Origin of the sequence: Novosphingobium sp., assembly GCF_027531025.1 — a bacterium.
In the GTDB taxonomy this organism is placed as follows: Bacteria; Pseudomonadota; Alphaproteobacteria; order Sphingomonadales; family Sphingomonadaceae; genus Novosphingobium.
Genome location: NZ_JAPZQX010000002.1, coordinates 279,258 through 298,296, shown reverse-complemented (window position 1 = coordinate 298,296; position 19,039 = coordinate 279,258). Strand labels below are relative to the sequence as shown.

Annotated in this window: 30 protein-coding genes; all 30 read right to left on the bottom strand. The window is 63.3% G+C overall.

Translation table 11 applies throughout. The features are described from left to right. Positions 1-91 precede the first annotated feature (91 nt). The 30 genes from rplQ to fusA all read right to left on the bottom strand — a co-directional run bounded on the left by rplQ (position 92) and on the right by fusA (position 18,997). Positions 92-505 carry a 50S ribosomal protein L17 gene (rplQ, locus tag O9281_RS01980; RefSeq protein WP_298182195.1) on the bottom strand — a complete coding sequence of 138 codons (414 nt, stop codon included), beginning with the start codon at positions 503-505 and terminating at the stop codon, positions 92-94. Between the two features lie 108 nt (positions 506-613). Further along, a complete protein-coding gene (locus tag O9281_RS01975) occupies positions 614-1,672 on the bottom strand; it encodes a DNA-directed RNA polymerase subunit alpha (RefSeq protein WP_298182193.1) in 1,059 nt (352 codons plus the stop codon). 123 nt (positions 1,673-1,795) lie between these two features. Then, positions 1,796-2,185 (bottom strand): 30S ribosomal protein S11, encoded by a 390-nt coding sequence (gene rpsK, locus O9281_RS01970; protein WP_088307824.1) that lies wholly within the window; start codon positions 2,183-2,185, stop codon positions 1,796-1,798. A 55-nt stretch (positions 2,186-2,240) separates the two neighbouring features. Continuing rightward, positions 2,241-2,609 (bottom strand): 30S ribosomal protein S13, encoded by a 369-nt coding sequence (gene rpsM / locus O9281_RS01965; protein ID WP_298182190.1) that lies wholly within the window; start codon positions 2,607-2,609, stop codon positions 2,241-2,243. Between the two features lie 196 nt (positions 2,610-2,805). Next, complete coding sequence (locus O9281_RS01960; protein ID WP_298182188.1) at positions 2,806-3,396, bottom strand: ATPase; 591 nt, start codon at positions 3,394-3,396, stop codon at positions 2,806-2,808. An 18-nt stretch (positions 3,397-3,414) separates the two neighbouring features. Beyond that, positions 3,415-4,062: an adenylate kinase gene (locus tag O9281_RS01955; protein WP_298182186.1), complete on the bottom strand. Its 648-nt coding sequence runs from the start codon at positions 4,060-4,062 to the stop codon at positions 3,415-3,417. 21 nt (positions 4,063-4,083) lie between these two features. Continuing rightward, on the bottom strand, positions 4,084-5,451 hold the full coding sequence (gene secY / locus O9281_RS01950) for a preprotein translocase subunit SecY (protein WP_298182185.1): 1,368 nt from the start codon (positions 5,449-5,451) through the stop codon (positions 4,084-4,086). Positions 5,452-5,572: 121 nt separating this feature from the next. Then, on the bottom strand, positions 5,573-6,052 hold the full coding sequence (gene rplO / locus O9281_RS01945; RefSeq protein WP_298182183.1) for a 50S ribosomal protein L15: 480 nt from the start codon (positions 6,050-6,052) through the stop codon (positions 5,573-5,575). Between the two features lie 71 nt (positions 6,053-6,123). Continuing rightward, positions 6,124-6,300: a 50S ribosomal protein L30 gene (gene rpmD, locus O9281_RS01940; protein WP_101795881.1), complete on the bottom strand. Its 177-nt coding sequence runs from the start codon at positions 6,298-6,300 to the stop codon at positions 6,124-6,126. 6 nt (positions 6,301-6,306) lie between these two features. Then, on the bottom strand, positions 6,307-7,029 hold the full coding sequence (gene rpsE, locus O9281_RS01935) for a 30S ribosomal protein S5 (protein ID WP_298182180.1): 723 nt from the start codon (positions 7,027-7,029) through the stop codon (positions 6,307-6,309). A 1-nt stretch (position 7,030) separates the two neighbouring features. Then, entirely contained in the window at positions 7,031-7,372 is a 342-nt protein-coding gene (rplR, locus tag O9281_RS01930) for a 50S ribosomal protein L18 (protein WP_298182178.1), read from the bottom strand. Next, positions 7,372-7,908: a 50S ribosomal protein L6 gene (gene rplF, locus O9281_RS01925; protein ID WP_298182177.1), complete on the bottom strand. Its 537-nt coding sequence runs from the start codon at positions 7,906-7,908 to the stop codon at positions 7,372-7,374. The genes rplR and rplF overlap by 1 nt, the downstream gene beginning before the upstream one ends. Then, positions 7,908-8,303, bottom strand: a complete 396-nt coding sequence (gene rpsH, locus O9281_RS01920) for a 30S ribosomal protein S8 (RefSeq protein WP_298182175.1) — start codon at positions 8,301-8,303, stop codon at positions 7,908-7,910. The genes rplF and rpsH overlap by 1 nt, the downstream gene beginning before the upstream one ends. Before the next feature lie 9 nt (positions 8,304-8,312). Continuing rightward, positions 8,313-8,618 carry a 30S ribosomal protein S14 gene (rpsN, locus tag O9281_RS01915; protein WP_298182173.1) on the bottom strand — a complete coding sequence of 102 codons (306 nt, stop codon included), beginning with the start codon at positions 8,616-8,618 and terminating at the stop codon, positions 8,313-8,315. A gap of 23 nt (positions 8,619-8,641) precedes the next feature. Next, positions 8,642-9,220 carry a 50S ribosomal protein L5 gene (gene rplE / locus O9281_RS01910; protein WP_298182171.1) on the bottom strand — a complete coding sequence of 193 codons (579 nt, stop codon included), beginning with the start codon at positions 9,218-9,220 and terminating at the stop codon, positions 8,642-8,644. Next, positions 9,213-9,533: a 50S ribosomal protein L24 gene (rplX, locus tag O9281_RS01905; protein WP_298182169.1), complete on the bottom strand. Its 321-nt coding sequence runs from the start codon at positions 9,531-9,533 to the stop codon at positions 9,213-9,215. The genes rplE and rplX overlap by 8 nt, the downstream gene beginning before the upstream one ends. Next, positions 9,533-9,901 carry a 50S ribosomal protein L14 gene (rplN, locus tag O9281_RS01900; protein ID WP_147091444.1) on the bottom strand — a complete coding sequence of 123 codons (369 nt, stop codon included), beginning with the start codon at positions 9,899-9,901 and terminating at the stop codon, positions 9,533-9,535. The genes rplX and rplN overlap by 1 nt, the downstream gene beginning before the upstream one ends. A 64-nt stretch (positions 9,902-9,965) precedes the next feature. After that, complete coding sequence (gene rpsQ / locus O9281_RS01895) at positions 9,966-10,235, bottom strand: 30S ribosomal protein S17 (RefSeq protein ID WP_298182167.1); 270 nt, start codon at positions 10,233-10,235, stop codon at positions 9,966-9,968. Between the two features lie 10 nt (positions 10,236-10,245). Next, complete coding sequence (gene rpmC, locus O9281_RS01890) at positions 10,246-10,449, bottom strand: 50S ribosomal protein L29 (protein ID WP_298182165.1); 204 nt, start codon at positions 10,447-10,449, stop codon at positions 10,246-10,248. Then, on the bottom strand, positions 10,446-10,880 hold the full coding sequence (rplP, locus tag O9281_RS01885) for a 50S ribosomal protein L16 (RefSeq protein WP_021233439.1): 435 nt from the start codon (positions 10,878-10,880) through the stop codon (positions 10,446-10,448). Before rplP ends, rpmC begins: the two co-directional genes overlap by 4 nt. Positions 10,881-10,883: 3 nt before the next feature. Next, positions 10,884-11,594: a 30S ribosomal protein S3 gene (gene rpsC, locus O9281_RS01880; RefSeq protein ID WP_298182160.1), complete on the bottom strand. Its 711-nt coding sequence runs from the start codon at positions 11,592-11,594 to the stop codon at positions 10,884-10,886. 2 nt (positions 11,595-11,596) lie between these two features. After that, on the bottom strand, positions 11,597-11,974 hold the full coding sequence (gene rplV / locus O9281_RS01875; protein WP_298182158.1) for a 50S ribosomal protein L22: 378 nt from the start codon (positions 11,972-11,974) through the stop codon (positions 11,597-11,599). Continuing rightward, positions 11,974-12,252 carry a 30S ribosomal protein S19 gene (rpsS, locus tag O9281_RS01870; protein ID WP_147091450.1) on the bottom strand — a complete coding sequence of 93 codons (279 nt, stop codon included), beginning with the start codon at positions 12,250-12,252 and terminating at the stop codon, positions 11,974-11,976. The genes rplV and rpsS overlap by 1 nt, the downstream gene beginning before the upstream one ends. A gap of 6 nt (positions 12,253-12,258) precedes the next feature. Beyond that, a complete protein-coding gene (gene rplB / locus O9281_RS01865; RefSeq protein ID WP_298182156.1) occupies positions 12,259-13,095 on the bottom strand; it encodes a 50S ribosomal protein L2 in 837 nt (278 codons plus the stop codon). Between the two features lie 9 nt (positions 13,096-13,104). Further along, the gene (locus O9281_RS01860) at positions 13,105-13,410 is read right to left on the bottom strand and encodes a 50S ribosomal protein L23 (RefSeq protein WP_298182154.1); all 306 of its coding nucleotides are present in this window, start codon (positions 13,408-13,410) and stop codon (positions 13,105-13,107) included. Next, a complete protein-coding gene (gene rplD, locus O9281_RS01855) occupies positions 13,403-14,029 on the bottom strand; it encodes a 50S ribosomal protein L4 (RefSeq protein ID WP_298182152.1) in 627 nt (208 codons plus the stop codon). Before rplD ends, O9281_RS01860 begins: the two co-directional genes overlap by 8 nt. Positions 14,030-14,032: 3 nt before the next feature. Beyond that, positions 14,033-14,791: a 50S ribosomal protein L3 gene (gene rplC / locus O9281_RS01850; protein ID WP_298182150.1), complete on the bottom strand. Its 759-nt coding sequence runs from the start codon at positions 14,789-14,791 to the stop codon at positions 14,033-14,035. 232 nt (positions 14,792-15,023) lie between these two features. Continuing rightward, positions 15,024-15,335, bottom strand: a complete 312-nt coding sequence (rpsJ, locus tag O9281_RS01845) for a 30S ribosomal protein S10 (protein WP_298182149.1) — start codon at positions 15,333-15,335, stop codon at positions 15,024-15,026. A gap of 307 nt (positions 15,336-15,642) precedes the next feature. Further along, on the bottom strand, positions 15,643-16,833 hold the full coding sequence (tuf, locus tag O9281_RS01840) for an elongation factor Tu (protein ID WP_298182147.1): 1,191 nt from the start codon (positions 16,831-16,833) through the stop codon (positions 15,643-15,645). A 91-nt stretch (positions 16,834-16,924) separates the two neighbouring features. After that, complete coding sequence (gene fusA / locus O9281_RS01835) at positions 16,925-18,997, bottom strand: elongation factor G (RefSeq protein ID WP_298182145.1); 2,073 nt, start codon at positions 18,995-18,997, stop codon at positions 16,925-16,927. Positions 18,998-19,039 lie beyond the last annotated feature (42 nt).

Sequence of the window (19,039 nt, the reverse complement as noted above, 5' to 3'; positions counted from 1 at the left end):
AAAAGACTAGAGCGCCCTCAACGAGAAAGGCGGAGACGACCTTAACAGTCACCCCCGCCTTTTCAACCGGACCAAAGGTCGCGGGTAAGACTTATTCGGCGTCTTCGTCGATCATCACCGGACCCGAATCCTGGCCCTTCGCGGCCGGATCGCGGTCAACCAGTTCGATCACCGCGAGCGGGGCGGCGTCCGAAGCGCGGATGCCGGCCTTGAGCACGCGGGTGTAGCCGCCCTGACGGTCGGCGTAACGCGCGGCCAGGACTTCGAACAGCTTCTTTTCCTGCGCTTCGTCGAGCAGGCGGGCATGGGCCAGACGACGGTTCGACAGGCCGCCGCGCTTCGCCAGCGTGATCAGCTTTTCCAGGTAGGGACGCAGTTCGCGGGCCTTGGGCAGCGTGGTGGTGATCTGTTCGTGCTTGATCAGAGCCGCCGACATGTTGCGCAGCAGCGCCTTGCGGTGGCTGGAAGTGCGGTTGAGCTTACGCCCACCAAGCTTGTGACGCATGGGTCTTTCCTTCGTTCGTTAGGGGGCCGTGCCAGGTACCCCATAGCAGGCGGCAGTTCCGGTCGCCGCCGATCACCGGTGGGGCACCCGAAGGTGCCCCGAAAGCCATTAGCCCAGCAGTTCCTGTTCGAGCTTCTTGGCCATTTCCTCGATGTTTTCCGGCGGCCAGCCAGGGATGTCCATGCCGAGGCGCAGGCCCATCGAGCTCAGGACTTCCTTGATCTCGTTGAGGCTCTTGCGGCCGAAGTTCGGCGTGCGGAGCATCTCGGCCTCGGTCTTCTGGACCAGGTCGCCGATGTAGATGATGTTGTCGTTCTTGAGGCAGTTGGCCGAACGGACCGACAGTTCCAGCTCGTCGACCTTCTTGAGGAGGTAACGGTTGAGCTGGCTGGCGTCGCTTTCCTCGACCGGAGCAGCGGCCAGACCGATCATCGGCGAAGCGCCCATCGGCACCGCGTCTTCGAAGTGGACGAAGAGCGAAAGCTGGTCCTGAAGGATGCGGGCGGCATAGGCCACGGCATCTTCCGGAGTGACAGTGCCATCGGTTTCGACGGTCAGGCTCAGCTTGTCGTAGTCAAGCTCCTGGCCGATACGGGCGTTGTCGACCTTGTACGACACCTGGCGCACCGGCGAGTAAAGCGAGTCGACCGGGATCAGGCCGATCGGCGCATCGACCGGACGGTTCGACACGGCCGGGACATAGCCCTTGCCGGTATCGGCGGTCAGTTCCATGTTCAGCGTCGCGCCTTCGTCGAGATGGCAGATCACCAGGTCCTTGTTCATGACCTCGATGTCGCCCGACACGGCGATGTCGCCCGCCTTCACTTCAGCCGGGCCGGTGGCCGACAGCTGCAGACGCTTCGGACCTTCGCCCTGCATCTTGAGCGCGATCTGCTTCACGTTGAGGACGATGTCGGTCACGTCCTCGCGCACACCGGCCAGCGACGAGAATTCGTGCAGGACGTTCTCGATCTTGATCGAGGTGATCGCGGCGCCCTGCAGCGAGGACAGCAGCACGCGGCGCAGCGCGTTGCCCAGCGTAAGGCCGAAGCCGCGCTCAAGCGGTTCGGCAACGAAGGTGGCGCGGCGCTTGGAATCAGTGCCGGACTTCACTTCGAGCGTGTTGGGCTTCTTGAGTTCCTGCCAGTTCTTGATGTTGACAGTCATGGAGGTCCCCTAATGGATCTTTGGCTCTAGGGCCTTGATTTGGCGGATACGGCCGCTGCGCCTTTCAGCACCGCGACCGACCCGTAACTGCAGCGGTGGGGCCCCACCGCCGCAAAAACTCGATCAGACACGGCGACGCTTGGACGGCCGGACCCCGTTGTGCGGGATCGGCGTGACGTCGCGGATCGAGGTGATCGTGAAGCCAACGGCCTGCAGGGCACGCAGCGCGCTTTCGCGGCCCGAACCGGGACCCTTCACTTCGACTTCCAGGGTGCGGACGCCATGCTCGGCGGCCTTCTTGCCGGCGTCGTCCGCAGCCACCTGAGCGGCATAGGGGGTCGACTTGCGGCTACCCTTGAAGCCCATCATGCCGGCGCTGGACCAGGAGATCGCGTTGCCCTGGGCATCGGTGATGGTGATCATGGTGTTATTGAAGCTGGCATTCACATGGGCGATGCCGCTGGTGATGTTCTTCCGCTCGCGGCGCTTGATGCGCTGGGGTTCGCGTGCCATTTTTCGTTCCTACTCGAATATCGGGAAGGGAAAGCTGCTGCCTTGCGGCGGCGGCTTACTTCTTCTTGCCGGCGATCGGCTTGGCCTTGCCCTTGCGGGTGCGGGCGTTGGTGTGCGTGCGCTGACCGCGAACCGGCAGCCCCTTGCGATGGCGCAGGCCGCGATAGCAGGCCAGGTCCATCAGGCGCTTGATGTTCATTGCGGTTTCGCGGCGAAGGTCACCTTCAACCGTGTGCTCGGCGTCGATGGTTTCGCGGATCTGCAGGACTTCCTGGTCAGACAGGTCCGAAACGCGGCGGGTAACATCGATACCCAGCTTGTCGACGATCTGGCGGGCCTTGAACGGGCCGATACCGTGAATGTAGGTGAGCGCGATGATTACGCGCTTGTTGGTGGGGATATTGACCCCGGCAATACGAGCCACTTAATTCTCCATGCTCCACAGAAGGTGGCAGGTTGCCCCACGGCCTTCCATCTCAACGCTCCATCCGTGAGAACGGCAAAAAGCCCGGTTGGCGCGCACAAAGGCCCTCGCCTTCCGGACTTGACGTCGTTCACGGATGGAGGGCGCGCTTACGGCGATTCGCCTCTGCTGTCAACGCCGCTGACGACAGCCGAATTCAGGGCTTGGCCGCCGGCTCGGGCGCTGGCTCCGCCGGAGCGAACTTCGCCGCCAGACGCTTGACCTGTTCGCCCAGCACGCCGTCGACCAGCGGACCGACTTCGGCCGGCTTGCCCTGCCAGACGCCTCCGACGACATAGCGCAGGGTCAGACGCGATCCCTCGCCTTCCGGGCGGATCGCGATCGTCATGACGCCGGTGACCGCCTCAGCCTGGAGCGGGCCGAGCCCGCCCGTCATCCGCAGGACGCCGCGCTGGGGATCGGCATAGACGATGTGCATATGTTCGACACTGCCCATCCGCTGGCTCTCGGGCGCGTCAGCCGGTCGGGGCAGCTTCTCGCAGAAGCAGCCGGTCGCCTGGGCATCGAGATAGAGGTTGTCGGCATTGCCCGAATAGGTGTGATCCGATGACCACCACTTCGCCGGGGCAATCAGCACTTTCCAGACCGCCGAACGGTCGGCCGGAATATCGACGCTGTGATTGATTACGAAGCCGCCGTCCGATGCGGCGATCACTTCGGCCTGTGCCGGACTGGCCAGTGCCGCGATCGCCAGCGATGCGGCGATGAAGATCGATTGATTGCGCATGCCTTCCCCCAAGCAGGATCAGGCAGCCATAATCCCTTCGATCGCCGCCGTCACCTCATCCATCGCCGCCATGCCATCAACCCGCGCGACAATGCCGCGGGCATCGTAGATCGGCAGGATCGGCGCGGTCTTGGCGCGATACTCGGCCATGCGGGTCCGTACGGTTTCCTCGTTGTCGTCGGGGCGACGCTTGAACTCGGTCGAACCGCACTTGTCGCAGACCCCGGCGACCTTGGGCTGCTCGTACTTGTCGTGATAGCCCTTGCCGCAATTGGCGCAGGTGAAGCGGCCGGTGATGCGTTCGACCAGAGCATCCTCATCCACCGCCAGCTCGATCACGCGATCAAGCGTGCGGCCGCGCCCGGCAAGGATCGCATCGAGCGATTCCGCCTGGGCCGCCGTGCGCGGATAGCCATCGAAGATCGCGCCGACCGTCGGCCCCATCGCATCGAGCTCTTCCCCGATCAGGGCAGAGACGATCGCGTCCGAAACCAGCTCGCCCCGCTCCATCACCGCCTTGGCCTCAAGCCCGACCGGCGTACCGGCCTTGACCGCGGCGCGCAGCATGTCGCCGGTGGAGAGCTGGCGCATGCCGTGCCGCTCGACCAGTCGCTGGGCCTGGGTGCCCTTGCCCGCGCCCGGAGGGCCAAGAAGGATGATGTTCACGCGATACCCCCGAATATGCGGTTAGCGGATGCGTCCCTTGAGCTTGGCCTTCTTGATCAGATCGCCATACTGGTGGGCCAGCAGGTGCGACTGGATCTGGGTGATCGTATCCACAGTCACGTTGACCACGATCAGCAGGCTGGTGCCGCCCAGGAACATCATGTTCAGTCCGGTCGTGCCAATCCACCATTCGGGGATCACGCAGACCACGGTGATGTAGAGCGCGCCGATCACGGTGATGCGGGTCAGCACGTAATCAAGATAGGTTGCCGTGCTCTTGCCCGGACGGATGCCTGGGATGAACCCGCCATTGCGCTTCAGGTTATCGGCGGTCTCTTCCGGATTGAACACCACGGCGGTGTAGAAGAAGCAGAAGAAGATAATGCCGATCGCGTAAAGCGTCATGTACAGCGGCTGACCGTGCGCCAGATACTGATTGAGCGTCACGACCGCGCTGCCCATGGGCGTATCGGGCGAAATCGAATTGCCGGCAAACTGGCTGATCGTCAGCGGCAGCAGCAGCAGCGAGCTGGCGAAGATCGGCGGGATCACACCCGCGGTGTTGATCTTCAGCGGCAGGTGGCTGCGGTCGGCCTGCATCATGCCATGCTGGCTGGCGCGCTTGGGATACTGGATCAGCAACCGCCGCGTCGCCCGCTCCATGAAGCAGATGAACAGCACGAGCACAACCAGGACAACGACCACCAGCGCAATCGTGAAGCCGCTGATCGAACCGGTCCGCCCACCTTCGAACAGGTTGGCCACGAAAGTGGGCATCTGCGCCACGATCCCGGCCATGATGATCAGCGAGGTACCGTTGCCGATCCCGCGACTGGTGATCTGCTCACCCAGCCACAACAGGAACATCGTCCCGCCAATCAGGCTGATTACCGCGCCAACCTTAAACATCAGGCCGGGGTTGATCACGGCCTGCAGCCCGCTCGACGCGCCATAGGCTTCCAGCCCCGAGGCGACGAACCAGCCCTGGATCGCCGTGAGGAACACGGTGCCATAGCGGGTATACTGGTTCAGCTTCTTGCGACCGCTTTCGCCTTCCTTCTTGAGCGCCATCAGCGAGGGATGGAGCGAAGCGGCGAGTTGCACCACGATCGAGGCGGTGATGTAGGGCATGATGCCGAGCGCGATGAGGCTCATGCGCTCAAGGCTGCCGCCCGAGAAGGTGTTGAAGATATCGAGGATCCCGCCCCGCGTCTGCTCGTAAAGCTGCTCGAGAACAAGCGGATTGACGCCCGGCAGCGGTACGAAGCTCAGGAAGCGGAAGATGATCAGGGCGCCGAGGGTGAACCAGATACGGTTCTTCAGCTCGGTGGCCTTGGAGAAGTTCGCGAGATTGAGATTGCTCGCAACGTTATCGGCACGTGAAGCCATGGATCAAACAAGCCTTGCTTGGATGCCGGCCCCGCGGCCAGCCATCCCCCTCTATCGGATCACGTCCATATAGTGCGCGGGGCGGGATGCAATAACCCCCGCCCCGCGACAATTGGGGATTTTATTCGGCCGCAGCGGCCTTGGCAGCGATCACTTCGACCGAACCACCAGCCTTTTCGACCGCTGCAACCGCGCCCTTCGAGGCACCGGCAACGGCAAACTTCGCCTTGGCGCTGAAGTCACCCTTGGCCAGCAGACGCACGCCGTCCTTGCCACCACGGGCCAGACCAGCAGCCTTCAGCGCGGCGTGATCGATCACGGCCTTGGCGTCCAGCTTGCCGGCGTCGATGAACTTCTGGACCAGGCCCAGGTTCACTTCGGCATAGTCCTTGGCGAAGATGTTGTTGAAGCCGCGCTTCGGGATCCGCATGTGCAGCGGCATCTGGCCGCCTTCGAAGCCGTTCACCGAGACGCCCGAACGAGCCTTGGCACCCTTCTGGCCGCGGCCAGCAGTCTTGCCCTTGCCCGAACCGATGCCACGGCCGACGCGCATGCGACCCTTGCGGGCGCCCTTGTTGTCAGAGATTTCGTTGAGTTTCATGTCGTTGCACTCGCTTTCGCTTTAGTCGCGCTGAAAGGAAGGCCCGGCACTAAGGCCGGGCCCGTATCTGGTCAATCGACCACTGCCACCATATGCGGCAGCTTGGCGATCGCCCCGCGCACTTCCGGGGTGTCTTCCACCTCGACCACGCGGTGCATCTTGCCCAGACCCAGGCCGACCAGAATCTTCTTCTGGCTTTCCGGGCGACGGATCGGCGAACCGATCTGCTTGATCTTGATCTTGGCCATCTTGGCTTACTCCGTGATCGCGGCAGCTTCGGCTTCCGCCTCGGCTGCGCTGGCACCGCCACGACCCAGCAGGTCGGCAACCTTCTTGCCACGACGCTGCGCAACCGACTTCGGCGAAGTCTGGTTGACCAGCGCGTCGAAGGTGGCGCGGATCATGTTGTAGGGGTTCGAGGTGCCGACCGACTTGGTCACCACATCGGCCACGCCCAGGCTTTCGAACACGGCGCGCATCGGACCACCGGCGATGATGCCGGTCCCGGCCGGAGCGGAACGGACGTTCACCTTGCCGGCGCCAAAGCGGCCCTTGCCGTCATGGTGCAGGGTGCGGCCTTCCTTGAGCGGAACGCGAACCATCTTCTTCTTGGCCGAAGCAGTCGCCTTGGTGATCGCTTCCGGCACTTCGCGGGCCTTGCCATGGCCAAAGCCGACACGGCCCTTGCCATCGCCGACCACGACCAGCGCGGCGAACCCGAAGCGCTTGCCGCCCTTCACGGTCTTCGAGACGCGGTTGATGTGGACGAGCTTTTCGATCAGCTCCTCGCCACCTTCCTCGTCACCGCCACGACCGCGACGATCGTCACGACCACGGCCGCGACCACCACGGTCACCGCCCCGATCGTTGCCACCACGCCCACGGCCGCGACCGCGGCCTTCGCGCTGCTCGCCACCTTCGGTGGGCACTGCCTCGACAGCGACGCCTTCGGCTTCAATGTTGGTTTCGTCAGCCATCTTAGAACTCCAGCCCGCCTTCACGCGCGGCATCAGCCAGCGCCTTCACGCGGCCATGGAAGAGGTACCCGCCGCGATCGAACACGACGGAGGTAACGCCAGCCTTCTTGGCGGCTTCGGCCAGGGTCGCACCGACCTTCGCCGCGGCGTCGACGTTGGAGCCGCCCTTGCTGCCCAGGGTCGAAGCAGCAGCCAGCGTGCGGCCGGCGGCATCGTCGATGATCTGGGCATAGATGTGGCGACCCGAGCGGTGCACCGACAGCCGCGGACGGCCACCGGCACGCGCCTTGAGCGCGGTGCGGACGCGCCGGCGACGGCGCTCGAACAGAGAGATCTTGGCCATTACTTCTTCTTCCCTTCCTTGCGGAAGATGAACTCGCCGCGGTACTTGATACCCTTGCCCTTGTAGGGTTCGGGCTTGCGCCAGCGACGGATCTCGGCCGCAACCTGGCCGACCTTCTGCTTGTCGATGCCCGAGATCTCCACCGTGGTGTTGTCCGGGGTCTTCACTTCGATGCCTTCCGGCACGTCGAAATCGACATCGTGGCTGTAGCCCAGCTGCAGCTTCAGCTTGCGCGGGCCCTGGGCATTGGCGCGATAGCCGACACCGGTGATCTCGAGGACCTTGGTGTAGCCCTGGGTCACACCGGTGACCAGGTTATCGACCAGCGTACGCTGCATGCCCCAGAAGGCGCGCGCCTGCTTGCTGTCGTTGCCCGGCTTCACGATGATGGCGTCGCCATCGACCGTGTAGCTGATCTCGTCGCGCAGGCTCAGGGTCAGGGTGCCCTTGGGACCCTTGACGGTGAGGGTTCCGTTCGCGATCTCGGCGGTGACGCCGCTCGGAATGGCAACCGGACGCTTACCGATGCGGCTCATCAGAACACCTCCGCCAGCACTTCGCCACCGACGTTGGCAGCGCGCGCTTCGGCATCCGAAAGCACGCCCTTCGGCGTCGAGACGATGGTGATGCCCAGGCCGTTGCGGATCACCGGGAGTTCCTTCGAACCCGAGTAGACCCGGCGACCGGGCTTGGAGACGCGGGCCACGTGCTTGATCGCGGGCTCGCCTTCGAAATACTTCAGTTCGATGCGCAGCTGCGGGTGGGCGCCGGTGGCGTCCTCCGAAAAGCCACGGATGTAGCCTTCGCGCTGGAGCACTTCGAGCACATTGGCGCGAAGCTTCGAGGCCGGGGAAAGGACAGAGTCCTTCTTTGCCCGCTGGCCGTTGCGGATACGGGTGAGCATATCACCCAGGGGATCGGTCAGTGCCATCGCTTTTCCTTACCAGCTCGACTTCGTCACGCCCGGGATCATGCCCTTGTTGGCAAGATCACGCAGCTCAACGCGGCAAAGGCCGAACTTGCGATAGTAGCCGCGCGGGCGGCCGGTGGTGGCGCAGCGGTTGCGGACCCGGGTGGGGTTCGCATTGCGCGGGATTTCGGCCAGCTTCAGGCGCGCGATGAGACGTTCGGTCTCATCAAGCGACTTGTCATCGGCCTGCGCCTTGAGCGCGGCATACTTGGCCGCGTACTTCTTGACGAGCTTCTTACGACGCTCGTTCTTGTTCACGGAACTCAGTTTCGCCATGGACTTAAGCTCTCTTCTCTAACTCAGGCCGCCTGGGCGGTTTCGGCTTCAGCCGGGAACGGGAAACCGAAGAGACGCAGCAGTTCGCGCGCTTCCTCGTCGGTCTTGGCTGTGGTGGTGACGATGATGTCCATCCCGCGCACCTTCTCGATCTGGTCGTAGCTGATCTCTGGGAAGATGATCTGTTCCTTCAGGCCCATGGCATAGTTGCCACGGCCATCGAACGACTTGGCGTTCAGGCCACGGAAGTCGCGGATGCGGGGCATCGCCACGGTGATCAGGCGATCGAGGAATTCGTACATGCGTTCGCGGCGCAGGGTGACCTTGCAACCGATCGGCATGCCTTCACGCAGCTTGAACTGCGCGATCGACTTCTTCGCCTTGGTGATCACCGGCTTCTGGCCGGAAATCAGCTCCATTTCCGCTGCGGCGGTCTGGACCTTCTTTTTGTCCTGGCTGCCCTCGCCCACGCCCATGTTGAGCGTGATCTTCTCGATCTTGGGCACTTCCATGACGTTCTTGTAACCGAACTTCTCGGTCATCGCCTTGGCGATCTGCTCGTCGTACTTCTTGCGAAGACGGGGCACGTACTTGTCAGCCATCGATGGTCTCCCCGGACTTCACGGCCACGCGGACCTTCTTGCCGTCCTTCTCTTCGAACCGGACGCGGGTCGCCTTGCCGGTCTTGGGATCGGCCAGGCCAACCTTGGCGATCGCCATCGGCGCTTCGCGGCGCTCGATCCCGCCCTGCGGATTGAGCTGGGTCGGCTTGCGGTGGCGCACGGCGACGTTCACGCCCTGGACCACGACCTTGCCTTCCTTCGGCATGACCTGAAGGACGGTGCCGGTGCGGCCCTTGTCCTTGCCCGAGCGGACAACAACGTTGTCACCCTTCTTGATCTTGGCGGCGGACATTACAGCACCTCCGGCGCGAGAGAGATGATCTTCATGTAACCCTTGCCGCGCAGTTCACGCACGACCGGGCCGAAGATGCGGGTGCCGATCGGTTCGGCGTTCTTGTTGATCAGCACGGCAGCGTTGCTGTCGAAGCGGATAACGCTGCCATCGGCGCGGCGCACATCCTTGCGGGTGCGGACGATGACGGCGCGGTGCACGTCGCCCTTCTTCACCTTGGTGCGGGGCTGCGCTTCCTTGACCGACACCACGATGATGTCGCCCACGCCGGCAGTCCGGCGCTTCGAGCCGCCCAGCACCTTGATGCACTGGACGCGCTTCGCGCCGCTGTTGTCAGCGACGTCGAGGTTTGATTGCATCTGGATCATAGATCCGGTTCCTTCTCACTGGCTTGCCGGAACCAGTCCGGCAGTTCCAAAATGTGGTGTCGACTTAGACGTCGGCTTCGACCGCGGCGGTCTTGCCAGCCTGGACCCGCTCGATGACCTTCCAGGTCTTGAGCTTCGAAATCGGCGCAGTCTCTTCGATGCGCACGGTTTCGCCGGTCTTGTAGGCGTTGTCTTCGTCGTGGGCGTGATACTTCTTCGAGCGGCGGATGATCTTCCCGTACAGCGGGTGCTTCACCTTGCGCTCGACCTTCACGACCACGGTCTTGTCGGTCTTGTCGGATACGACGGTCCCGATCAGGATACGCTTGGGCATCGTCGGCTCCTTACTTCGCGGTGCGGGCGCGTTCGCCCTGCAACGTCTTGATGCGGGCGATATCGCGACGCACTTCCTTGATGCGCGCCGGACGCTCCAGCTGGTTGGTCGCCGCCTGGAAGCGCAGGTTGAACGCTTCCCGCTTCAGATCGGCCAGATCAGCGGTCAGCTGATCGTCGGTCTTGGCGCGCAGGTTATCCACCTTGGCCATCATTCACCTCCGAGGTGCGAGGTGTCACCCAGGCGGGCGACAACCTTGGTCTTGATCGGCAGCTTCATCGCCGCACGGCTGAAGGCTTCAGCGGCCAGCGGGCCAGCCACGCCATCAAGCTCGAACAGGATGCGGCCCGGCTTCACGCGGGCAGCCCAGTATTCCACCGAACCCTTGCCCTTGCCCTGACGGACTTCGGCAGGCTTCTTCGACACCGGCACGTCCGGGAACACGCGGATCCACAGGCGCCCCTGGCGCTTGATGTGGCGCGTGATCGCACGACGGGCGGCTTCGATCTGGCGGGCGGTGATCCGCTCCGGCTCCAGTGCCTTGAGGCCATAGGAGCCAAAGTTCAGATCGGTGCCGCCCTTGGCGTCGCCCTTGATCCGACCCTTGAAGGCCTTGCGGAACTTGGTTTTCTTAGGTTGCAGCATGACTTAGTTCCTGCGGTCATCGCGCGCCGGGCGCACGCCGGAGGTCTGAGCCTCCATCATCAGGCGGTCCTGGGCCATCGGATCGTGACCGAGGATCTCGCCCTTGAAGATCCAGCACTTGATGCCGATGATCCCATAGGCGGTCAGCGCTTCGGCTTCGGCGTAGTCGATGTTGGCGCGCAGGGTGTGCAGCGGCACACGGCCTTCACGGTACCATTCGACGCGGGCGATTTCGGCCCCGCCAAGACGACCCGAGCAGGTGATCTTGATGCCTTCGGCACCCAGACGGAGGGCCGACTGCACCGCACGCTTCATCGCCCGGCGGAACGCCACGCGGCGAACCAACTGGTCGGCGATGCCCTGGGCGACGAGCTTGGCGTCGATTTCCGGCTTGCGGATTTCAACGATGTTCAGCTTGACGTCGCTCGAGGTCATCGCGGCGAGCTGCGAACGCAGCTTCTCGATGTCGGCGCCCTTCTTGCCGATGATCACGCCGGGACGGGCGGCATAGATCGAAACGCGGCACAGCTTGGCCGGACGCTCGATCACCACCTTCGAAATCGCGGCTTGGGGCAGCGTTTCCATGATGAATTTGCGCATCTTGAGGTCTTCCTCAAGCATCTGCGCATAGTTCTTGCCCTCGGCGTACCAGCGGCTGTCCCAGGTGCGGTTGATCTGCAGACGCAGGCCGATCGGGTTGCTCTTGTGACCCATGATCAGGCCTCCTCAACTTCACGGACCACGATCCGCAGCCGCGAGAACGGCTTGAGGATGCGGGTCGACTTGCCGCGGCCACGGGTGTGGAACCGCTTCATGGTGACCGACTTGCCAACCGAGGCTTCAGCCACAACCAGCGCGTCAACGTCGAGGTTGTGGTTGTTTTCCGCGTTGGCGATCGCCGAGGCGAGCACCTTGCGGGCATCGACAGCCATCGCCTTCTTCGAGAAAGCGAGGATGTTCATGGCTTCTTCGGCCTTCTTGCCACGGATCAGCGCGGCGACCAGGTTCAGCTTCTGGGCCGAACCACGGATCGTGGTGCCGACCGACAGCGCTTCCTTATCGCCAACGCGGCGCGGAGCTGCTTGCTTGCCCATTAGCGCTTACCCTTCTTGTCGGCAGCGTGGCCGGGGAAGCTGCGCGTGGGCGCAAATTCACCAAGCTTGTGGCCGACCATGTCTTCGTTGACCGAGACGGGGATGAACTTGTGGCCGTTGTAGACGTTGAACGTCAGACCGACGAACTGCGGCAGGATCGTCGAACGACGCGACCAGGTCTTGATCGGAGCGGCGCGAGTGCCGGCTTCCTGCTGGGCTTCCGCCTTCTTCAGCAGGTGCAGGTCGACGAAGGGGCCTTTCCAGACGGAGCGTGCCATGGTGGCTTACCTCTTCTTCTTGGCGTGACGCGAACGGATAATCATCTTGTCCGTCTGCTTGTTGTGGCGAGTGCGGGCACCCTTGGTCGGCTTGCCCCACGGGGTCACCGGATGGCGACCGCCCGAGGTCCGGCCTTCACCACCACCGTGCGGGTGGTCGACCGGGTTCTTGGCAACGCCGCGGGTCAGCGGGCGACGGCCCAGCCAGCGGTTGCGGCCGGCCTTGCCGAGGTTCTGGTTCTGGTTATCGGGGTTCGAAACCGCACCAACCGTGCCCATGCAGTCACCGCGCAGGTAGCGCTGCTCACCCGAGTTCAGGCGAACGATCACCATCCCGCGGTCACGACCGACGACCTGGACATAGGTCCCGGCCGAACGGGCGATCTGACCACCCTTGCCCGGCTTCATCTCCACGTTGTGGCAGATGGTGCCGACCGGCATCTGGCTGAGCAGCATGGCGTTGCCCGGCTTCACGTCGGTCTTTTCACCAGCGACCACCATGTCACCGACAGCAAGGCGCTGCGGAGCGATGATGTAGGCTTGCTCACCGTCCTCGTACTTGACGAGCGCGATGAAGGCCGTGCGGTTCGGGTCATATTCCAGACGCTCGACCGTGGCCGGCATGTCCCACTTGCGACGCTTGAAGTCGATGAAGCGGTACTTCTGCTTGTGGCCGCCGGCGATCCCGCGCGAGGTCACGTGGCCCTTGTTGTTACGGCCACCGGTCTTGCGCTTGCCTTCGGTCAGAGCCTTGACAGGCTTGCCCTTCCACAGCGCCGACTTGTCGACCAGGATCAGGCCGCGGCGGCCGGGGCTGGTCGGATTATAGTTCTTGAGTGCCATGGTTCAGCCTCAGATCCCGCTGGTGACGTCGATCGACTGGCCAGCAGCCAGGGTCACAACGGCCTTCTTCACGTCCGAGCGGCGGTAGGGCTTGCCCTTCCAGCGCTTGGTCTTGCCCTTCTGGGTCAGCGTATTCACGCTCTTGACCTTCACCCCGAACAGCGCCTCGACGGCAGCCTTGATTTCGGGCTTGGTGGCCTTGTCGGCCACCTTGAAGACCACAGCGTTGTTTTCGCTGAGCAGCGTCGACTTTTCGGTGATGTGGGGAGCCACGATCACGTCGTAGTGACGCGTGTCGATTGCGTCCTTAGCCATTGAAACGCGCCTCCAGCTTTTCGACCGCGGCGCGCGTCAGCACCAGCGTATCATGCTTCAGGATGTCATAGACGTTGGCGCCAATGGCCGGGAGCACGTTGACGCCGACGAGGTTGGCCGAAGCGCGGGCAAAGCCCTCGTTCACGGCTTCACCGTCGATCACCAGCACCTTCTTGCCCCAGTTCGCCTTGGCGAGCTGCGCGGCAACGGCCTTGGTCTTGACGTCCTTGATGTCCAGGCTGTCGACCACGACCAGGCCCTGCTTGGCCTTGGCCGAGAGCGCCATCTTGAGACCGAGCGCACGGACCTTCTTGTTCAGCGAGACGTCAAATTCACGCCGACGCGGACCCATCGCCTTGCCACCGCCGATGAAGATCGGGGCCTTGCGATCACCGTGACGAGCCGTACCGCCGCCCTTCTGACGACCGAACTTCTTGCCGGTGCGGGCAACGTCCGAGCGCTCGCGGGCCGCGCGGGCAATGCCGCGGCGGTTTTCGAGCTGCCAGGTAACGACCCGGTGCAGGATGTCGGCGCGCGGCTCGAGGCCGAACACCGCATCGTTGAGTTCGATGTCGCCCTTGCCGGCGGTACCATCGAGGTTGGAAAGCTTGACCTTCACGACTTAGCCCTCCTGGCCTTCGGTGGCTTCGACAGCCGCGACGTCTTCCGCCGGGGTGTCGGCAGCTGCCGAGTCATTGCTGTTGGCGGCACCCTTGAGGCCAGCCGGATAGGGAGCCTCGGCGTGACGGGCGACCTTGACGGAGTCCTTGACGGTCAACCACGAATTCTTCGCGCCCGGGACCGAGCCCTTGACGAAGATCAGGCCACGCTCGTCATCGACGCGCACGACTTCCAGGTTCTGCTGGGTGCGGTTGCGATCACCCATGTGGCCGGCCATCTTCTTGTTCTTGAAGACGCGACCCGGATCCTGGCGGTTACCGGTCGAACCGTGGGCACGGTGGCTGATCGAAACGCCGTGGGTGGCGCGCATACCGCCGAAACCCCAGCGCTTCATCGCGCCCTGGAAGCCCTTGCCCTGGGTGGTGCCGGCCACATCGACCAGCTGCCCGGGGACAAAGTGCGAGGCAGCGATGGTGCTGCCGACTTCCAGCACGGCATCGTCTGCCACGCGGAATTCGACGACCTGGGCCTTGAGCGGCACCTGAGCCTTGGCGAAGTGTTCACGCTGCGGCTTGGCAACGTTCTTCTGCTTGGCTTCGCCGGCACCCAGCTGAACCGCGACGTAACCATCGCGATCCGCGGTGCGGACCGAAACCACCTGGCAGTCTTCCAGCGCCAGGACGGTAACCGGCACATGCCGACCGTCCTCCTGGAACAGGCGGGTCATCCCCACCTTCTTGGCGATCACGCCGGTACGCATGATCCGTTCTCCTACAGAGGCCTGTGGGGACCATCCCCAAAGGCGTGTTCAGCCCGAAATGTGAAGCGAGCCCCGTCCGGGCTGAGCGCCACCTTGCGGTGACAGACGGGGGACGCTTGCCCGGCCAGATTGCTCAGATGAGCGAAGCCGGAGGTATCCCTATGTCCGCGCGGGGTTTCCCCGGCGTAACCGGCCGAAGCCGGAAGGTTTGGCCCGAAGGCCGAACTGGCGGTTAGGCCAGCTTGATCTCGACGTTCACACCGGCGGCCAGGTCGAGCTTCATCAGCGCGTCCACGGTGGCGGCGTTCGGCTGCACGATGTCCAGCAGCCGCTTGTAGGTGCGCACCTCGAACTGCTCACGCGACTTCTTGTCGATGTGCGGGCCGCGGTTGACGCAGAACTTCTCGATCTGGGTCGGCAGAGGAATGGGGCCCCGGATCAGCGCGCCGGTACGGCGGGCGGTTTCCGCGATTTCGCCGGTCGCCTGGTCAAGCACGCGGTGATCGAATGCCTTCAGGCGAATACGGATATTCTGAGCTTCCATTTTATCCTGCTACCGATGAGAAAGAGCAAAGGGGCTTGCACCCCGACTGAATTCGAGCCGCGCCCCTACACGCGGGTCAGGATTCGTGCAAGCCCCTTTTTCGCGGATTTCCGGCCTTCCCCGCCAGTCCGCCGAGCTCGCCGAAACCGCGCAAGAAAATAACCGAATTGGCCACCCTGGCGACATGATGCGCTTATGGTCGTCAAGCTGCGCTGCCTTGCCCTGTCCGCGCTCCCGGCAACGAAAAAGCCCGGCCTCCTTGCGGAAGCCGGGCCTTTCTTTCCGGTGTCAGCCGAAGATCAGCGAATTACTTCGTGATCTTGGCAACCACGCCCGAACCGACGGTGCGGCCGCCTTCGCGGATGGCGAAGCGCAGACCTTCGTCCATGGCGATCGGGGCGATCAGCTTGACCGACAGGGCAACGTTGTCGCCCGGCATGACCATTTCGGTGCCCTCGGGGAGGATCACTTCACCGGTCACGTCGGTGGTGCGGAAGTAGAACTGCGGGCGATAGTTGGCGAAGAACGGCGTGTGACGGCCACCTTCGTCCTTCGACAGCACGTAGACTTCGGCGCTGAATTCGGTGTGCGGGGTGACCGAGCCGGGCTTGGCCAGAACCTGGCCACGCTCGACGTCTTCACGCTTCAGACCACGAACCAGGGCACCGATGTTGTCGCCGGCTTCACCCTGATCGAGCAGCTTGCGGAACATTTCGACGCCGGTCACGACGGTCTTCTGGGTGTCCTTGAGGCCGATCACTTCGACTTCGTCGCCAACCTTGACGATACCGGTCTCGACGCGGCCGGTCACGACGGTGCCGCGACCCGAGATCGAGAACACGTCTTCCACCGGCATCAGGAACGGCTTGTCGGTCGGACGCGGCGGCTGCGGGATGGCGGTGTCGACGGCGTTCATCAGGGCAACGATCGAGTCCTTGCCGATGTTGTCGTCGCGGCCTTCCAGAGCGGCCAGGGCCGAACCCGGGATCACGGGGATGTTGTCGCCGTCGAAGCCATACGAGCTCAGCAGCTCGCGGATTTCGAGTTCGACGAGCTCGAGGATTTCGGCGTCGTCGACCTGGTCAACCTTGTTCATGTAGACGACCAGGGCGGGCACGCCGACCTGGCGGGCCAGCAGGATGTGCTCGCGGGTCTGCGGCATCGGACCGTCAGCGGCGTTCACCACGAGGATGGCGCCGTCCATCTGCGCCGCGCCGGTGATCATGTTCTTCACATAGTCAGCGTGGCCCGGGCAGTCGACGTGCGCATAGTGACGCGCAGCGGTTTCGTACTCGACGTGAGCGGTCGAGATGGTGATGCCACGCTCGCGCTCTTCGGGAGCCTTGTCGATGTTCGCGAAGTCAACGGCTTCACCGCCGTTGATTTCAGCCATGACCTTCGTGATCGCAGCGGTCAGCGTGGTCTTGCCATGGTCAACGTGACCGATGGTGCCGATGTTGCAGTGCGGCTTGGTCCGCTCAAACTTAGCCTTAGCCATTGTCTCAAACCTTCTTTCGCTTGGAATTGAATCTGCGGGGTTTGGACGGCGCCCGCTGAATCAGGCGCCGCCCCTAGTATCATCTTGCCGGTTAGGCAAGCTTCTCCTTGACCTCGGCCGCGACATTCGCCGGGACCTCGTCATAGTGGTCGAAGAACATGGAGTAGTTCGCCCGGCCCTGCGTGAAGGAACGCAGCTGGTTGACGTACCCGAACATGTTCGCCAGCGGCACCATCGCGGTCACCGCTTGCGCGTTGCCGCGCGAGTCAGTGCCTTGGATCTGGCCACGCCGCGAGTTGATGTCGCCGATCACGTCACCGAGGTATTCCTCGGGGGTGATCACTTCGACCTTCATGATCGGCTCGAGCAGCTTGATGCCCGACTTCTGGGCCACTTCGCGCATCGCGCCGCGGGCACAGATTTCGAAGGCCAGGGCCGACGAGTCGACGTCGTGGTAGGCACCGTCATAAAGCAGCACTTCGAAGTCGATGATCGGGAAGCCGATGAGGCTGCCGGTCTCGGCGGTCTCACGGAAGCCCTTTTCGATCGCCGGGATGTATTCCTTCGGAATGTTGCCGCCCTTGATTTCGTCCTTGAAGACGAAGCCCGAACCGCGCTCACCCGGGGTGACCTTGACCTTCACGCGGCCAAACTGACCGGTACCACCCGACTGCTTCTTGTGGGTGTAGTCGATGTCCACCGGCTTGCCGAGGTATTCGCGGTAAGCCACCTGCGGCGCGCCGACGTTAGCTTCGACCTTGAACTCGCGCTTCATGCGGTCGACGAGGATTTCGAGGTGGAGTTCGCCCATGCCCTTGATGATGGTCTGGCCCGATTCATGGTCGGTCGAGACGCGGAACGAGGGATCTTCGGCGGCCAGGCGATTGAGCGCGAGGCCCATCTTTTCCTGGTCGGCCTTGGTCTTGGGCTCAACCGACAGCTCGATCACCGGCTCGGGGAATTCCATCCGCTCGAGGATGATCGGCGACTTTTCGGCGCAGAGCGTATCCCCGGTGGTGGTTTCCTTCAGGCCCGCCAGCGCAACGATGTCACCCGCGTGGGCTTCATCGATGTCTTCACGGCTGTTGGCATGCATCAGCAGCATGCGGCCAACCTTTTCCTTCTTGCCCTTGACCGAGTTCAGGTAGCTGCCCTTGGTCAGCGTGCCCGAATAGATGCGGGTGAAGGTCAGCGAACCAACGAACGGGTCGTTCATGATCTTGAACGCCAGGGCCGAGAACGGCGCATCGTCAGCCGTGGCGCGGCTGTCCGGCTCGTCGGTGTCGGGGTTGATGCCCTGCACGTCCGCAATGTCGAGCGGCGACGGCAGGTAGTCGACCACGGCGTCGAGCAGCGGCTGGACGCCCTTGTTCTTGAACGCCGAACCGCACAGCACCGGCACGAAGGCGTGGCCCAGCGTGCCCTTGCGGATCAGCGCCTTGAGCGTCGCCACGTCGGGCTCGTTGCCTTCGAGGTAGGCTTCCATCGCGTCATCGTCCTGCTCGACGGCAAGTTCGATCAGCTTGTTGCGATATTCGGCGGCTTCGTCGGCCATGTCGGCCGGGATCGGCTCATAGAAGAATTCGGCGCCGAGCGATTCATCCTTCCAGATGATCGCGCGCTGTTCGACCAGGTCGACCAGGCCCTTGAAATCGCTTTCCGCGCCGATCGGCAGGTACAGCACCGCCGGGGTTGCGCCGAGGCGATCGATGATCGTCTGGACGCAGTACTTGAAGTTGGCGCCGGTGCGGTCGAGCTTGTTGATGAAGCACATCCGCGGCACGCCATACTTGTCAGCCTGGCGCCACACGGTTTCCGACTGCGGCTCAACGCCGGCCACGCCGTCAAAGGCGGCCACGGCACCGTCGAGCACGCGCAGCGAGCGTTCGACTTCGATGGTGAAGTCGACGTGGCCGGGGGTGTCGATGATGTTCAGGCGGTGGTCGTTCCAGAAGCAGGTGGTGGCGGCCGACGTGATCGTGATGCCGCGCTCCTGCTCCTGCTCCATCCAGTCCATCGTGGCGGCGCCTTCGTGCACTTCGCCGATCTTGTAGGACTTGCCGGTGTAATAGAGGATGCGCTCGGTCGTCGTGGTCTTGCCAGCGTCGATGTGCGCCATAATACCGAAATTACGGTATTTTTTGAGGGGATGGCTACGGGCCATGGTCTGGGTGTCCTTAAGTGGGATAGGAGCCGCTTGCTGGCC

Excerpts from the sequence above, each read along its gene's own strand:
- rplQ (WP_298182195.1), bottom strand. The coding sequence starts at position 505 with ATGCGTCACAAGCTTGGTGGGCGTAAGCTCAACCGCACTTCCAGCCAC.
- O9281_RS01975 (WP_298182193.1), bottom strand. The coding sequence starts at position 1,672 with ATGACTGTCAACATCAAGAACTGGCAGGAACTCAAGAAGCCCAACACG.
- rpsK (WP_088307824.1), bottom strand. The coding sequence starts at position 2,185 with ATGGCACGCGAACCCCAGCGCATCAAGCGCCGCGAGCGGAAGAACATC.
- O9281_RS01960 (WP_298182188.1), bottom strand. The coding sequence starts at position 3,396 with ATGCGCAATCAATCGATCTTCATCGCCGCATCGCTGGCGATCGCGGCA.
- secY (WP_298182185.1), bottom strand. The coding sequence starts at position 5,451 with ATGGCTTCACGTGCCGATAACGTTGCGAGCAATCTCAATCTCGCGAAC.
- rplO (WP_298182183.1), bottom strand. The coding sequence starts at position 6,052 with ATGAAACTCAACGAAATCTCTGACAACAAGGGCGCCCGCAAGGGTCGC.
- rpmD (WP_101795881.1), bottom strand. The coding sequence starts at position 6,300 with ATGGCCAAGATCAAGATCAAGCAGATCGGTTCGCCGATCCGTCGCCCG.
- rpsE (WP_298182180.1), bottom strand. The coding sequence starts at position 7,029 with ATGGCTGACGAAACCAACATTGAAGCCGAAGGCGTCGCTGTCGAGGCA.
- rplR (WP_298182178.1), bottom strand. The coding sequence starts at position 7,372 with ATGGCCAAGATCTCTCTGTTCGAGCGCCGTCGCCGGCGCGTCCGCACC.
- rplF (WP_298182177.1), bottom strand. The coding sequence starts at position 7,908 with ATGAGCCGCATCGGTAAGCGTCCGGTTGCCATTCCGAGCGGCGTCACC.
- rpsH (WP_298182175.1), bottom strand. The coding sequence starts at position 8,303 with ATGGCACTGACCGATCCCCTGGGTGATATGCTCACCCGTATCCGCAAC.
- rpsN (WP_298182173.1), bottom strand. The coding sequence starts at position 8,618 with ATGGCGAAACTGAGTTCCGTGAACAAGAACGAGCGTCGTAAGAAGCTC.
- rplE (WP_298182171.1), bottom strand. The coding sequence starts at position 9,220 with ATGGCTGACAAGTACGTGCCCCGTCTTCGCAAGAAGTACGACGAGCAG.
- rplX (WP_298182169.1), bottom strand. The coding sequence starts at position 9,533 with ATGTCCGCCGCCAAGATCAAGAAGGGTGACAACGTTGTTGTCCGCTCG.
- rplN (WP_147091444.1), bottom strand. The coding sequence starts at position 9,901 with ATGATCCAGATGCAATCAAACCTCGACGTCGCTGACAACAGCGGCGCG.
- rpsQ (WP_298182167.1), bottom strand. The coding sequence starts at position 10,235 with ATGCCCAAGCGTATCCTGATCGGGACCGTCGTATCCGACAAGACCGAC.
- rpmC (WP_298182165.1), bottom strand. The coding sequence starts at position 10,449 with ATGATGGCCAAGGTGGATAACCTGCGCGCCAAGACCGACGATCAGCTG.
- rplP (WP_021233439.1), bottom strand. The coding sequence starts at position 10,880 with ATGCTGCAACCTAAGAAAACCAAGTTCCGCAAGGCCTTCAAGGGTCGG.
- rpsC (WP_298182160.1), bottom strand. The coding sequence starts at position 11,594 with ATGGGTCACAAGAGCAACCCGATCGGCCTGCGTCTGCAGATCAACCGC.
- rplV (WP_298182158.1), bottom strand. The coding sequence starts at position 11,974 with ATGGGCAAGCAAGCAGCTCCGCGCCGCGTTGGCGATAAGGAAGCGCTG.
- rpsS (WP_147091450.1), bottom strand. The coding sequence starts at position 12,252 with ATGGCACGCTCCGTCTGGAAAGGCCCCTTCGTCGACCTGCACCTGCTG.
- rplB (WP_298182156.1), bottom strand. The coding sequence starts at position 13,095 with ATGGCACTCAAGAACTATAATCCGACCAGCCCCGGCCGCCGCGGCCTG.
- O9281_RS01860 (WP_298182154.1), bottom strand. The coding sequence starts at position 13,410 with ATGGCTAAGGACGCAATCGACACGCGTCACTACGACGTGATCGTGGCT.
- rplC (WP_298182150.1), bottom strand. The coding sequence starts at position 14,791 with ATGCGTACCGGCGTGATCGCCAAGAAGGTGGGGATGACCCGCCTGTTC.
- rpsJ (WP_298182149.1), bottom strand. The coding sequence starts at position 15,335 with ATGGAAGCTCAGAATATCCGTATTCGCCTGAAGGCATTCGATCACCGC.
- tuf (WP_298182147.1), bottom strand. The coding sequence starts at position 16,833 with ATGGCTAAGGCTAAGTTTGAGCGGACCAAGCCGCACTGCAACATCGGC.
- fusA (WP_298182145.1), bottom strand. The coding sequence starts at position 18,997 with ATGGCCCGTAGCCATCCCCTCAAAAAATACCGTAATTTCGGTATTATG.